Below are 13,553 nucleotides of genomic sequence, written 5' to 3'. Positions count from 1 at the left end.
CTCGGCGGTTACAGCGCCCGCGCGATGATCTGCTTCATGACCTCGTTCGCGCCGGCGTAGATCCGCTGGACGCGCGCGTCCTCGTACATCCGCGCGATGAGGTATTCGCGCATGTAGCCGTAGCCGCCGTGCAACTGCACGCACCGGTCGATGACCTCGCACTGCTTGTCGGTCAGCCAGTACTTGACCATCGCGGCATCGGACGGATCGAGTTGGCCCTTCAGGTGCTGCTCGATGCAGTGGTCGAGGAAGATGCGGCAGGTGCGGGCGATGGTTTGACACTCGGCGAGTTCGAAGGCCGTGTTCTGGAACTCGAACAGGCTGTGCCCGAACGCCTGTCGCGCCTTGGTGTAGCGGACGGTCTCCTCGACGGCCCGGTCCATCGCACCGGCGGCCTGCGCGCCGATGATCAGACGTTCCTGCACGAGCTGTGCCATGAGCTGACCGAAGCCGAGACCTTCGGATTCGCCGAGCAGGTTCGTCACGGGCACGCGCACGTCGACGAACGACAGCTCGGAGGTGTCGGCGGCGTGCTGGCCGACCTTGTCGAGCACACGGCCCACCGAGAAGCCCGGGGCGTCACGGAGATCCACGATGACCAGCGACACACCCTTGGCGCCTGCCTTCGGGTCGGTTTTGACGGCGAGGACGATGACGTCGGCCGAAGAACCGTTGGTGATGAAGGTCTTCGAGCCGTTGACGACGTAGTGGTCGCCGTCGCGCACCGCGGTGGTCTTGATCGCTTTGAGGTCCGAACCCGCGCCGGGTTCGGTCATGCCGATGGCACCGAGGATCTCGCCGGTGGCCATGCCCGGCAGCCACGTCTTCTTCTGCTCCTCGTTGCCGTATTCGAGGATGTAGTGCGCGACGATGCCGCTGTGCACGGAGTTGCCGAACGCGAGATCGCCGGAGTAGCCCTGCGCGTCGAACACCGCGAGGTCGTGCGCGAAGGTACCGCCGCCACCCCCGTATTCCTCGGGGATCGAGCAGCACAGCAGACCGAGTTTGCCGGCCTCGAGCCACACCTCACGATCGATACGACGCTGCGAATCCCACTTCTCGGCCTTGCCCATGACCTCGCGATCGAAGAACTCGCGCGCGAGATCGTAGACGGCAGAGACCTCGTCGTCGTACCAGGAGGCGACGTGCTTCTTCGGCATCGGGTTCGGATTTCCTTTTCGCAGTGTTCGGTCGGAGTGGTCAGGATCCGCGCAGTTCGCGCTTGAGGAGCTTGCCGCTCTGGTTACGCGGCAGGACGTCGGCGAAGCGAACGGCCTTGGGCACCTTGAACGGTGCGAGGCGCTGCTTGACGTGGTCGATCAAGGTGGGCTCGTCGAGCTCGTGACCGTCCTTGAGGACGACCACCGCGGTCACCGCTTCGATCCATTTCTCGTCCGGAGTACCGATCACCGCGACCTCCGCGACGGCCGAATGCGTGTAGATCGCGTCCTCGACCTCACGTGAGGCGACGAGGATGCCACCGGTGTTGATGACGTCCTTGATGCGATCGACGACGGTGATGAAGCCTTCGGCGTCGCGGGTGACGAGGTCGCCGGAGTGGAACCAGCCGTCGCGAAAGGCCTCCTCCGTCGCGGCGGGATTCTCCCAATAGCCCAGGCACAGTTGCGGTGAGCGGTACAGGATCTCACCGGGTTCACCGTCGGGGACGTCGTTGCCGTCGGCGTCGACGACGCGGGTTTCGACGAACAGCACGGCCCGGCCGCACGAGGCGGGACGCGCGTCGTGTTCCTCGGGGCGGAGGACGGTGGCGAGCGGACCGATCTCGGATTGGCCGAAACAGTTGTAGAAGCCGAGCTCCGGGTAGCGGCCGCGGAGTCGCTCGAGGACGGTGACGGGCATGATCGACGCTCCGTACTGCGCCTTGCGCAGCGACGACAGGTCGCGCTCGTCGAGGTCGGGATGGTTGGTCAGCGGCACCCACACCGTCGGGGCGAGGAACAGCGATCCGATGCGCTCCTCCTCCACCAGCCGCAGGATCTCGGCGACGTCGGGTGCGGGCAGCAGCCGCACGGTCGCACCGACCGCGAAGTACGGGATGAGGAAGACGTGCATCGCCGCGGAGTGGTAGAGCGGCATGCACACGAGCGGGTCGTCGCCGGCCGACAGGTCGAGCGCCTCGATCGACGACATGTATTCGAAGGTGAGCGCCTGGTGGGTCATCATGGCGCCCTTGGGCTTCGACGTCGTGCCCGAGGTGTAGAGGAGCTGGACGAGGTCGGTGTCGGCCACGGCGACGTCGAGCGCCGGCACGTCGCCGGTCTGCGCGACCGTCACCAGGGAGTCGTCGGCGTCGCGGAGCGGGACGACGGTCTCGGCCGGCACGTCGGCCAGGACGGCGTCGAGATTGTCGCGCAACACGGGGTCGACGAGCACGGCTTTCGCGCCCGACTGACCGAGCAGGTACGACAGTTCCTCGCCGCGCAGTGCGTAGTTGATCGGCACGTGCACCAGGCCGGCGCGGGCAGCGGCGAGATATCCGATCGCGTAGCCGTCGGAGTTGGTGCCGTAGGCGGCCACGCGGTCGCCCTTGGACAGGCCCAACGAGAGCAGGTGCGCAGCGGCACGGGTGACGGCGTCGTCGAGTTCCCGGTAGGTGAACTGCCGGTCGCCGAAGCGGAGTGCGACGCGGGCGGGATAGCGCGCGGCGGTGCGGTGGAGGATGCCGTCGACGGTGCTCTGACGCGGGTCGGGGGTCATGCAGTGAACTTTATAGGACGTCCAACCAACTAGTCCAGACCTAGCGATCGCTCGGGATCAGCGGTCCTTCCAGACCGGTGCCCGCTTCTCGAGGAAGGCCGTCATCCCCTCCTGCGCGTCGTCGATCATCGCGTTCGACGCCATCGTCTCCGCCATTGCGGCATAGGCCGTCTCTTGCGGCAGATCGATCTGCCGGTAGAACGCCTCCTTGCCGATCCGCATCGTCTCGGGGGACGACGTGGCGATCTTCAGGGCGAGCTCGGTGGTCGCGGTCTCCAGCGTCTCCGGTTCGACGACGTAGTTCACCAGGCCCCAGTCGGCGGCGGTCTGCGCGTCGATGGTGTCGCCGGTCAGCAGCATCTGCAGCGCCCGCTTGCGGCCGATCGCGCGGCTGACCGCGACCATCGGCGTCGAGCAGAACAACCCGATCCGCACACCCGGGGTACCGAAGCGGGCGTCGCCGGCAGCGACGGCGAGATCGCACGCAGCGACGAGCTGGCATCCCGCCGCGAGCGCCGTGCCCTGCACCGATGCGATCACCGGTTGAGGGATCGACTGCACGGTCCGCATCATCTCGTTGCACGTCTCGAAGATCGCGCGTTCCTCGTCGAGCGTGCGTCCGATCATCTGCCGCAGGTCGTGCCCGGCCGAGAACACCGGGCCTTCCGCGCGGACCACGATCACCTTCGTGTCGGCCGCGAGCGCCGTCAGACCGGCGATGACCTCGCGCATCGTCTCCACCGACAGCGGGTTGCGCTGCTCCGGGCGGTCGAGGGTGAGCACCCCGATACCGCTGGCCTCGTCGACAGCGATGAGCACGGGTGGGGGCAGGGTGTCGACGGCGTCGGGGCCGTCCGCAGAGCGATCCGTCACGTTCCCTTTCCTACACCACCGGCGGGTTACCGGCGCGGCATCGACGAGACGAGATCCGCGACGCGGGCGGGCGCCCGACCGAGCAGCGCCGCCGTCACGGCGCTTCCCGCGACGAAGCCGTGATCGTCGTAGAAGTCGAACATCGCCGCCAGACGCTCCCGGGTATCCGCGGGCAGGTCGCGGCCGTGGCGCTCCATCCACACCGGGACGGACACCTGCTCGATCTCCACCGACCGCCCGGCGACCGCGCACAGCTGCCGCACACTCACCGAGTCCGGTCCCCCGAGCTCGTAGGTGGCGCCGTGGTGGATGTCCGTACCCTCGACGAGGACACGGGCCGCCACCGTCGCGACGTCCGACAGGGCGACGAACGAGAACGGCGCGTCGGGGTCGTAGGGGACGTCGAGTGCATCGACCGAGCCGTCGAGGACGGATGCGAAGTTCTCCGTGTACGCGCAGGGCTGCAGAACGGTCCACCGCACCCCGGAAGCGTGCAGGATGTCCTCGCAACGCGCCTTGTCGAGGTGGTGCGGCATCGCCGGCGTGTACGGCCAGGCGACGGAGTGGTAGACGACGTGATCGACACCTGCCTCGGCCACCGCCGCGAGGAACTGTTCGAACAGCGCCGGTTCGTCGGGGTGCATGTTCGGGGCGATGAAGTAGACGCCACGGCAGCCCGACAGGGCGTCGACGAGCCCGGCACCGGTCTCGAGGTCGACAGCACGATCCCCCGCCTGCCGAGCGGTGTGCACCACTCGGCGGACGGGGGTCGTGTCTGCTGTCTCCAGCGCCGCGATGACAGCCGTTCCGGTCTTCCCCGCGGCACCGATCACTGCGAGATCGGTGCCGCGGGAGAAAGTGGCCGTCGTCGACATCAGTTGCCGATGAAGTCGTACTCGGCGAACTCGGCACCACCCGACAGGCGGGCGTAACCGGGACCGCGGTCGAAGAAGGGCTCTTCCTCGCCGCGCTCGGCGCGCATCTGCGCACGCAGCGCCTCGGTGGCCTCGACGTCGGCGACGGGCTCCTCCGCCGAGGTGTCCTTCAGGATCACGCCGTAGTCGTCGCGGGCGCCCTCGACGGACACCTTGCGCCACAGCACGTCCCGGACCACCTCGTCGATCGGACGATCGAGCGGGTCGCCCCAGCCACCGCCACCGGTGGTGCGGATGCGCACGACCTCGCCGGCCTTGATCGGCTCGGCGTCCGTGAGGGCGTCGAACTCGCGCTCGTTCGGGCCGCCGGGAGCGAGGGTGACGGAGAACGGCTTGCCGGCCTTGCCGCCCTTGACGCCCCAGCAGGCGAGGATCGAACGGTCCGCGATGGACATGAAGTTCGCGTCCTTGAGCATGCGGATGTGCTTCTCGTAGCCGAGACCACCGCGGTAGCGGCCGGCCCCACCGGAATCGATTGCCAGACCCAGCTTCTCGACGATGAACGGGAAACGGCTCTCGGTGAACTCCGTGGGCAGGTTCCGCGAGTCGGGCACCACGTGGATGGTGTCCTCACCGTCGGCGTAGTGCCGGCCGCCGGAGCCGCCGCCGAGCACCTCACGCATGAGGTAGGAGTGGCCGTCGAAGTCCTCGCCGTACACACCGGTGTAGCGGATGGTCTCCTGGTCGGCGGGCATGTTGCCGTCGACCGCCTTGGCGACCACACCGGAGAGCACACCGAGCAGACGCAGGATCACGAACGTGCGAGCGTTGGTGGGAGCGGGGAAGATCGGCGTGATGAGCGTGCCCGGCTCCGGGAACCTCATCTCGATCAGCGGCACGACACCTTCGTTGACGTCCAGTTCCGCCATGCGGTCCGGGGTGTCGGCCAGGTTGCGGAGGATCGGCGCCAGCCACTTGATGAGGAAGTTGCCGTCGGCGTAGTCACCGCAGTGGTTGATCGGGCCCTTCGCCTGCGGACCGGTGCCGTTGAAGTCCAGGATCAGGCGCTCGCCGCCCTCGTCCTCCGGGGAGGTCTTGGTGAGGGTGATGCGCTGCACGTGCAGCATGGGCTCGTCCACACCGTCGTGCTCGGCGTAGTCCTCCCAGGTGTACGTGCCCACCGGGATCTTGCTGAGGATCTCGCGGCGGTAGGTCTCCGTGGTGGCGTCGAGGATCGCGTCGAAGCAGGCCTCGACGGTCTCGACACCGTAGCGTTCGAACAGTTCCGACAGTCGACGCGCACCCATGAGGCACGCCGAGCACTCGGCGTCGAGGTCGGCGGCGAGCGAATCGGGCATGCGGGAGTTGCGGGTCATGATCCGCAGCGCCGCCTCGTTGGGAACGCCCTGGTCCCACAGCTTGATCGGCGGGACCATCAGTCCCTCCTCGTACACGGTGGTCGCACCCGAGGGCATGGAGCCCGGGCAGCAACCGCCGATGTCGTCGTGGTGGCCGAAGGCCTGCACGAACGCGACCACCGAAGGCTCGGTGTCGCCGGGGCGGGTCGCGAAGACCGGGACCGTGACGCACAGGTCGGGCAGGTGCCCGATGCCGCCTTCGGAGAGGTAGACGTCGTTGTGGAAGAAGACGTCGCCGGGCTTCATCGTCTCGAGCGGGAAGTCCCGCGCCACCGGATGCACGAGCGCCGAGTACGAACGACCGGTGAGCTTGCGCAGGTTGCGGTCGTGGATGCCGGCACGGAAGTCGTGGGCGTCGCGGATCATCGGCGAGCGCGAGGTCCGGGAGATGGAGGTCTCCACCTCCATCTCGACACTGGCGAGGTAGCCGGCGACGATCTCGACCAGCACCGGATCGGGAGCGCTACCCGAAGCGTCGGTCAGCCGGAAGGGCTTGCGGGTCGTGGCCGCGGCGGGTTCGAGAGTCGCAGTCATCGGGTGGCTCCGTTCGAGTCGGACGTCTTGCTGAGGCGGATGTTGCCGAAAGTGTCGATGCGAGCGCGGAATCCGGGATGAACCGGGATGGTCGAGCTGAACTCCTCGATCACGGCGGGACCTTCGAGTTCGTCGCCGGCGCCGAGGCGGGCGCGGTCGTACACGCGGGTGGTGACCCACTCGTCGAAGTACGCCTGACGGGTGCCGGTGAGCGCGTCGTCCGCCCCCGTGCCCGGGGCGATCTCGGCGAGTTCCGGTCGCTTGATGGGGCCGATACCGCTGACGCGGAGGTTGACCCATTCCACGTGCTGGTGGGGATCGTTGCGGAAGTCGTAGCCGTAGAGCTCGCGATGGGCCTGGTGGAAGCGTTCGGCCGCCTCGTCCATCAGTTCCTGGGTGATGGGGCCGTCGCCGACCGGCACACGCACCTCGAAGGCCTGGCCGAAATAGCGCAGGTCCGCCGAGCGGGCGTACTGCCGCTGATCGGGCCCGAATCCCTCGTCCTCCAGGGCACGTTCGGCCTCGGCCGCGAGGGCGTCGAGTCCGGCCTGTAGTTCCTCGATCTCCAACCGGTCGTGGCGGCTGACGTGCGTCTGCACATAGTCGTTGCGGACATCGACGGTCAGCAGCCCGAAGGCCGAGACGTTGCCGGGCTCGAGCGGCACGAGGACGTCCTTGAGACCGAGGATGTCGATGAGGCGACAGGCCAGCAGCGACCCGGAGCCGCCGAAGGTCACCAAGGTGAAGTCGCGGACGTCGAGACCACGCTTGACGGTGATCTGGCGCAGCGCGTTGGCCTGGTTCCAGGCCGACACTTCGAGAATGCCCGTGGCGCACGCCTCGAATTCGAGGCCGAGACGGTGTGCGAGCTCCTCGACGCCCTTGCGGGCGAGTTCGGTGTCGAGCGGGATCTCACCGCCGAGCAGGTGGGGAGGGATGCGACCGAGCAGGACGTGGGCGTCGGTGATGGTCGGCTCGTTGCCACCCTTGGCGTAGCACAGGGGTCCGGGATCGGCGCCCGCCGACTGCGGGCCGACGCGCAGGGTGCCCTCGGGGGTCATCCACGCGATGGAGCCACCGCCGGCGCCGACGGTCACCACGTCGATCATGGGGATCTTGGACGGGTAGACACCCACGCGACCTTCCGTGGTGAGTGCCGGCTCGCCGCCGACGACCACGGTGACGTCCGTGGAGGTGCCGCCACCGTCGCAGGTCAGCACCTGGTCGACACCGGCGACGCCGGCAATCAGGGCCGCACCCAGGGCACCGGCTGCAGGGCCGGAGAGCACGGTCGTGATCGGCTGGTGCACGACCTCCTTCGCCGACAGCACGCCACCGTTGGACTTCATCACGTAGAACGGGATGTCGCGCTGTTCGCCCTCGGCGGAGGAGAACTCGCGGAGCCGGTTCGCGATGTTGTTGACGTAGTTGCGGATGTTGGGCTTGACCGCGGCGTCGACGAGGGTCGTGATGGACCGCTCGTACTCGCGGTACTCGCGCAGCACCTCGCTGGAGATGCTCACGGTCGCCTCCGGGTACTCCTCCATGAGGATGTCGCGGACGCGGCGCTCGTGCTCGGGGTTGGCGTAAGAGTGCATGAGGCACACGCCTACGGTGCGGATCTCGCGGGCCTTGAAGAAGCGGGCGGCGGCGCGGACGTCGTCCTCGTTCAGGGGACGAATCTCGCTGCCGTTGTAGGCGAGACGACCGCGGATGGTGCGGACACGGTCGGCCGGCACGATGCGGTCGGGCTTGACCCAGAAGTAGGAGTTGCCGTAGCCGTCGGGGACCGACTGGCGGGCGATCTCGAGGACGTGTTCGTAGCCCTCGGTGGTGATGAATCCGAGGGTGCCGACCTTGCCCTCGAGGAGCTTGTTGGTCGCGACGGTGGTGCCGTGACTGACGGCGTCGATCGCGTCGCCGGTCTCGCCGAGCTGCGCGAGGACCTTCTCGATGCCTGCGAGGAAGCCGATGGCCGGATCCTGCGGTGTCGACGGGGTCTTCGTAGTGACGATGGCGCCGGACTCGTCGTCCACCGCGACCACGTCCGTGAATGTTCCGCCGGTATCGATACCGACCCGAATCTTCCTGGATCCCATGTTTCCTCCTGGGTTCGTCTCGCCGGTGTCCCACCTGACGTCTGATGACATTCCACCCCCTGAGCGGCGGTGTTTCTTTGTCACATCTCGCCGAACTCGTCGCCTGGAGTTCGGGGTTCGTGCACCTGCCACCTGCAGACGACGGCACCCCCGGGCCGTGATGGCCCGGGGGTGCCGTGGAGATTCGACGAGAAGGTCAGCGTCGGGCGAGGATCGCTCCCAGGGCGACGCCCGCCAGCGCGATACCGGCGCCCACTCCCGCGGACAGCAGAACGGTTGCTACCGAAGGTGTTCCGGCCGGTACCGGTGCAGCGGACGCAGCGGCCACGGGCAGCGCGGTGGTCTTCACACCCGCACCCTCGGCGACCTCGGCCACCTCGGCTCCGTTCATGCCCGCGACAACTTCGGCTTCGGCCGCACTCGGCGCCGCCGGCAGACCGTCGGCGATCACACCGTCGATGCCGTTGAAGAACACACCGGCCATCTTCTTGGCGACACCGGTGATCATCCGTTGTCCGACACCACCGACCATGCCGCCGACGACCGCGTCCGCGTCGTAGGTGAGCACGGTGCCGCCGTCGCGTTCTTCGAGACGCACCGTCACATCGGCCTTGACCGTTCCCGGGGCACCGGATCCCGATGCCGTCATCACGAACGATTCGGGGCGATTCTGCTGCGACAGAACCACTTCCCCGTCGTAGGTGCCCTTGATGGAGGCCACTCCGGCGGTGATGGACAGCTTGTAGTGGTTGTCGTTGATCTGCTCGAGCGACTGCACGCCCGGGATCGTCGCCGCGAGAACACGGCCGTCCTGCAGGCTGTCGTACACCACGTCGGGAGGTGCCTGCAGTTGCGCGGTACCGGCGATTCTCATTCGTTCTCCTTGTTTCGGGACGCCGCGCGGGTCAGACGCAGCTCGAACAACTCCGAGGGGGAAATCGGCATGCTGGTGATCGGGATACCCTCCGCGTCCTCGACGGCCGCGGCGATCACCGCCGACGTCGGGATGACACCGGCCTCACCGGCGCCCTTCATCCCGAGGGGATTGAGTGCGGACGGGGTGACGGTGTGGTCCATCTCGAGAGAGTCGGGCATCTCCGTCACGAAGGGCATGAGGAAGTCCATGTACGACGCGTTGAGCATCTGCCCGTGCTCGTCGTAGACGATCTTCTCGTAGAGTGCGCCGCCGATGCCCTGCGCAACCGCGCCCTGCACCTGGCCTTCGACGATGCGCGGGTTGATGACGTTGCCGCAGTCGTGCACCACCGCGTACCGGAGCACCCGGATCTCGGCGGTGACGGGATCGGTCTCGACGATCGCCGCGTGGATTCCCGACGCGAACGTCGAGGTGGGCGGCGAGTAGTAGCCGGTCGCCTCCAGGCCGGGCTGCTCACCCTCGAGGACGGGCGGCACCGACATGTCGGTCTCGGCGTTCGCGAATCCCGTTGCGCGACGGGATGCGTCGTCGAAGGCGTAGCGGAGCGGGTTCGACAGTACGGCCACGACACCGAGTGGGATCGAGGTACCCTCCGCGCCGGGTTCGGTGCCCACCACGCACACGTGCCCCTCGCGCAGTTCGAGATCGGCGACGTCGGCGTGGAGGTGGTCCGCGGCGATCTTCTTCGCCTTCTCCGCCACCATCTGCGCGGCGACGTGGAAGGCAGATCCGGACATCACGGCACCGCGCGAGGCGAACGTGCCGACCGCGTACCCGAATCGGCGGGTGTCGCCGGTGACGATCTCGACATCGGAGACCGGCACACCGAGATCATCGGCGACGATCTGCGCGAAGGAGGTCTGGTGTCCCTGGCCCTGGGTGGTCAGGCCCGTGGCGGCCTTGACCTTGCCCGAGGTCTCGATGAGCACGTGGGCGCCCTCGTACGGGCCCGGCCCCGTGCCCTCGACGTACGCTCCAACACCGATTCCGACGCGGCGGCCCTCGGCGCGGGCACGTTCCTTGTACTCGGCGAACTCGTCCCAGCCGATGAGCTTCTTGAGTTTGTCCATTCCGGCCTGGTAGTCGCCGGTGTCGTAGATGAGGGGACGGCCGTCCTGGAAGATCAGGTGGAAGTCGTAGGGCATCTCCTCGGGGCGGATGAAGTTGGTCTCGCGGACCTCGAGGACATCCTTGCCGAGATGCTTGGCGATGGCGTCCATCGCCCGCTCCATTGCGAACACGCCCTGGGGTCGTCCCGCGCCGCGGTAGGGCGTGACGATGACCGTGTTGGTGTACAGCGAATAGGCGTCCACCCGGAAGGCGCGCGGTTTGTAGGGGCCGAGCACCTGGGTGGAGGTGTTGAGCAGCACGATGATTCCGTACGGCAGGTACGCGCCGTTGTCGTGCCAGATCGAGAAGTCGAAGGCCAGCAGCCTGCCGTCGTCGTCGAACCCGACGGTGACCTCGTGGACCTGCCCGCGCTCGTGGGCGCTCGAGATGAAATGTTCGCGCCGGTCCTCGACCCACTTGACCTCGCTGGAGATCCCGGCCTGCCCCAGCTTGCGGGCGGCCCAGGTGACCATGACCTCCTCGGGCCACGGGTGGACGATCTTCACACCGAAACCACCACCGACGTCGGGGGCGATGCAATGGACCTTGTTGTGCGCCATGCCCAGTCGCGCGGCGATCGCAGCACGGGCGGACGTCGAGGTTTGGGTGGACGTCCAGAAGGTCAGCACCTTCTCGTCGTCGTCCCAGCGGGCGTAGACGCCCTTGCCCTCCATCGGCATCGACGCCGAACGTTCGATCTCGAGGTCGAGGGTCAACGTGTGCGGTGCCGCGGCGAGTTCCGCCTCGATGTCGCCGAACCCGTGCTGGAGGTGCGCCGCGACGTTGTCGGGCACATCCGGATGGACGACGTGCTCGGCGTTGCGTGCGGTGTCGACACCGACCACGGCCGGAAGGGCCTCGTAGGTGATGTCGATCAGCGCGCAGGCGTCCTCGGCGATGTACCGGTTGTCGGCCACGACCATCACGATCGCCTCACCGACATGGTTCACCTCGTCCTTGGCGAGCGGATATCCGTTGCGCGGAGCGGTGATCGCGGGGTGCGGGATGAGCAGTGGGAGATTCTCGGCCATCTCGGGCGAGTCGGCCTCGAGATCGTCGTAGGTGTAGATGGCGTGCACGCCCGGCAGTTCGAGAGCCGCATCGACGGCGATGTCGAGGATGCGGGCGTGCGCGTGCGGCGACCGGACGAAGGCCGCGGCGAGCGCGCCGTGCCCGAGATCGTCGAGATAGCGGCCGTTACCGCTGACGAGCCGGTTGTCCTCGACACGCGGGATGGGCTTGCCGAACGACTTGCCCGACTCGGTGGCACCACCGATGTCGGCGGGGGCGAGGTCGGTTGCCGTGCTCGTCGAGACCGAGGTGGAGACGGGCGAATCGGAGACGCTGGTCATGCTCGTCCTGCCTTTCCTCCGACCGGAGCGGTGGCGCCGCGGACCTTGGCGTCGAGCGAGGCGCGTGCCGCCTCGCTGTCGGGGCCGAGCGGTGAGCCTCCGGACCGTTCGCGCTTGATCTCGGCGGCGCGCAGCACGGCCGCCCGGATGTTCTGGTAGCCCGTGCACCGGCAGAGGTTGCCGGCGATCGCATCGGTCGCCTCCTCGTGGGTGGGCGACGGGTTCTCCTCGAGGAAGGCGGCGATCGTGGTGACGAATCCCGGTGTGCAGAAACCGCATTGCAGACCGTGGCAGTCGACGAACGCCTCCTGCACGGGATGCAGGGTGCCGTCCGGTTCGACGAGCCCTTCGACCGTCGTCACCGAGCGGCCCTCGAGGCTCGCAGCGAGCACGAGGCACGACCGCACCGGCTTGCCGTCGAGCAGCACCGTGCACGCGCCGCACACACCGTGCTCGCATCCCACATGGGTCCCGGTCTGGCGGAGGTGATGACGGATCGCGTCCGATGCCAGCGTGCGCGAGGGCAGCACCACGGTCTGCGTCACGCCGTTGAGGGTGAAGGTCACGGCGACGTGGTGCTCGCCGGTCTCCGCCTGCAGCTCGTCGACCTGTTCGGCGACGGTCCGCCGCGAGGCATCGCGACCACCCTTGTGGATCGAGCTCGTCATCGACTTCCTCCCGTGTGCATCGGTACCCGTGTGTCGTCGCGGATCGCGTCCTGCGCGGCCGCGAAGCCGACACGGCCGGTCAGTGCCGCCACCAGCTGCGACCGGTAGCGGTCGGTGGCGTGGATGTCCGCCTCCGTCTCGACGGTCTCGCGTGCCTTCTCCGCGACCTGCTGCCAGAGCGGGTCGCGCTCGTCGTGCGCCGAGGCTCCGCGCAGGATGTCGGTGTAGTCGACGACCTGCCCGAGTTCTCCCGCGGAGACGTAGGTCATCCGGGCGGACGTCACCGCGCCGTCCTCGACCTCCACCTGCGCGACCACGCCGACGAGTGCGTAGTCGCCGTGGCGTCGTGCGATCTCGTCGATGGCGGTGCCGGTGCCCGGCCGCGCAGCCGGCACCGTCACGCTGGTGGCGATCTCGTCGGCCTCGAGGGTCGATTCGAGCGGCCCGGCGAACAGCTCGGCGGCGGGGATCTGCCGGACTCCGCGGACGGAGCGAACGGTGAGCGTTCCCCCGAGCAGCGACAGCACGGCCGGCATCTCCGCGGACGGATCGGCGTGGACGATCGATCCCACGGTCGTTCCGCGATTGCGGATGGTCGGGTGTGCGACCAACCGGAGCGCGCGGCCGAGCAGGGGCTGGACCTGCGCGACCGTCGAATCGGATTCGAGCGCTGTGTGGGTGGTGAGAGCGTCGAAGGTGACGCCGAGTTCCGGTGAAGCGGAGATCGCGTCGAGGCGCGGGATCGAGCCGATGTCGACGAGGTGAGCCGGTGCCGCCAGGCGCATCGACAGCAGTGGAATCAGTGACTGGCCGCCGGCGAGCACTTTGCCCTCGTGCGCGACCCCCGCGAGGATCTCGCAGGCTTCATCGATCGACCGCGGTCGGTGGTAGGTGAGTGGCGACGGTTTCATTGAACAGATCCTGCCCGCATAGTGTGATCGGCGTTTCGTGGAGAAGTGACAAAGCTCA

Annotated in this window: 10 protein-coding genes; all 10 read right to left on the bottom strand. The window is 67.9% G+C overall.

Features of this window, described 5'->3' with window-relative positions; translation table 11 throughout:
* Positions 1-8: 8 nt before the first annotated feature.
* Positions 9-1,160 (bottom strand): acyl-CoA dehydrogenase family protein, encoded by a 1,152-nt coding sequence (locus tag BLV31_RS05360; RefSeq protein ID WP_039586501.1) that lies wholly within the window; start codon positions 1,158-1,160, stop codon positions 9-11.
* Positions 1,161-1,200: 40 nt separating this feature from the next.
* Positions 1,201-2,718: an acyl-CoA synthetase gene (locus BLV31_RS05355; RefSeq protein ID WP_006551019.1), complete on the bottom strand. Its 1,518-nt coding sequence runs from the start codon at positions 2,716-2,718 to the stop codon at positions 1,201-1,203.
* A 57-nt stretch (positions 2,719-2,775) separates the two neighbouring features.
* Positions 2,776-3,591 carry an enoyl-CoA hydratase gene (locus tag BLV31_RS05350; protein WP_006551020.1) on the bottom strand — a complete coding sequence of 272 codons (816 nt, stop codon included), beginning with the start codon at positions 3,589-3,591 and terminating at the stop codon, positions 2,776-2,778.
* A 26-nt stretch (positions 3,592-3,617) separates the two neighbouring features.
* A complete protein-coding gene (locus BLV31_RS05345; RefSeq protein WP_064060865.1) occupies positions 3,618-4,466 on the bottom strand; it encodes an SDR family oxidoreductase in 849 nt (282 codons plus the stop codon).
* Positions 4,466-6,418, bottom strand: a complete 1,953-nt coding sequence (locus BLV31_RS05340; RefSeq protein ID WP_064060866.1) for a hydantoinase B/oxoprolinase family protein — start codon at positions 6,416-6,418, stop codon at positions 4,466-4,468. Before BLV31_RS05340 ends, BLV31_RS05345 begins: the two co-directional genes overlap by 1 nt.
* Positions 6,415-8,517 carry a hydantoinase/oxoprolinase family protein gene (locus BLV31_RS05335; protein WP_064060867.1) on the bottom strand — a complete coding sequence of 701 codons (2,103 nt, stop codon included), beginning with the start codon at positions 8,515-8,517 and terminating at the stop codon, positions 6,415-6,417. Before BLV31_RS05335 ends, BLV31_RS05340 begins: the two co-directional genes overlap by 4 nt.
* A gap of 196 nt (positions 8,518-8,713) precedes the next feature.
* On the bottom strand, positions 8,714-9,391 hold the full coding sequence (locus BLV31_RS05330) for an SRPBCC family protein (protein WP_039586497.1): 678 nt from the start codon (positions 9,389-9,391) through the stop codon (positions 8,714-8,716).
* The gene (cutA, locus tag BLV31_RS05325) at positions 9,388-11,916 is read right to left on the bottom strand and encodes an aerobic carbon-monoxide dehydrogenase large subunit (protein WP_064060064.1); all 2,529 of its coding nucleotides are present in this window, start codon (positions 11,914-11,916) and stop codon (positions 9,388-9,390) included. Before cutA ends, BLV31_RS05330 begins: the two co-directional genes overlap by 4 nt.
* Positions 11,913-12,584, bottom strand: a complete 672-nt coding sequence (locus BLV31_RS05320) for a (2Fe-2S)-binding protein (RefSeq protein WP_006551027.1) — start codon at positions 12,582-12,584, stop codon at positions 11,913-11,915. Before BLV31_RS05320 ends, cutA begins: the two co-directional genes overlap by 4 nt.
* Complete coding sequence (locus BLV31_RS05315; RefSeq protein WP_019290758.1) at positions 12,581-13,495, bottom strand: FAD binding domain-containing protein; 915 nt, start codon at positions 13,493-13,495, stop codon at positions 12,581-12,583. The genes BLV31_RS05320 and BLV31_RS05315 overlap by 4 nt, the downstream gene beginning before the upstream one ends.
* Between the last annotated feature and the right edge of the window lie 58 nt (positions 13,496-13,553).

The sequence above is a fragment of the Rhodococcus pyridinivorans genome (genome assembly GCF_900105195.1).
Taxonomy (GTDB): domain Bacteria; phylum Actinomycetota; class Actinomycetes; order Mycobacteriales; family Mycobacteriaceae; genus Rhodococcus; species Rhodococcus pyridinivorans.
Note: the sequence above shows the minus strand (reverse complement) of the source record. Positions and strands in the feature narration are given on the sequence as shown.

What these genes read in the sequence shown, in the direction of transcription:
- BLV31_RS05345 (WP_064060865.1), bottom strand. Translation starts at nt 4,466, where the DNA reads ATGTCGACGACGGCCACTTTCTCCCGCGGCACCGATCTCGCAGTGATC.
- BLV31_RS05315 (WP_019290758.1), bottom strand. Translation starts at nt 13,495, where the DNA reads ATGAAACCGTCGCCACTCACCTACCACCGACCGCGGTCGATCGATGAA.
- BLV31_RS05355 (WP_006551019.1), bottom strand. Translation starts at nt 2,718, where the DNA reads ATGACCCCCGACCCGCGTCAGAGCACCGTCGACGGCATCCTCCACCGC.
- BLV31_RS05360 (WP_039586501.1), bottom strand. Translation starts at nt 1,160, where the DNA reads ATGCCGAAGAAGCACGTCGCCTCCTGGTACGACGACGAGGTCTCTGCC.
- BLV31_RS05335 (WP_064060867.1), bottom strand. Translation starts at nt 8,517, where the DNA reads ATGGGATCCAGGAAGATTCGGGTCGGTATCGATACCGGCGGAACATTC.
- BLV31_RS05330 (WP_039586497.1), bottom strand. Translation starts at nt 9,391, where the DNA reads ATGAGAATCGCCGGTACCGCGCAACTGCAGGCACCTCCCGACGTGGTG.
- cutA (WP_064060064.1), bottom strand. Translation starts at nt 11,916, where the DNA reads ATGACCAGCGTCTCCGATTCGCCCGTCTCCACCTCGGTCTCGACGAGC.
- BLV31_RS05320 (WP_006551027.1), bottom strand. Translation starts at nt 12,584, where the DNA reads ATGACGAGCTCGATCCACAAGGGTGGTCGCGATGCCTCGCGGCGGACC.
- BLV31_RS05340 (WP_064060866.1), bottom strand. Translation starts at nt 6,418, where the DNA reads ATGACTGCGACTCTCGAACCCGCCGCGGCCACGACCCGCAAGCCCTTC.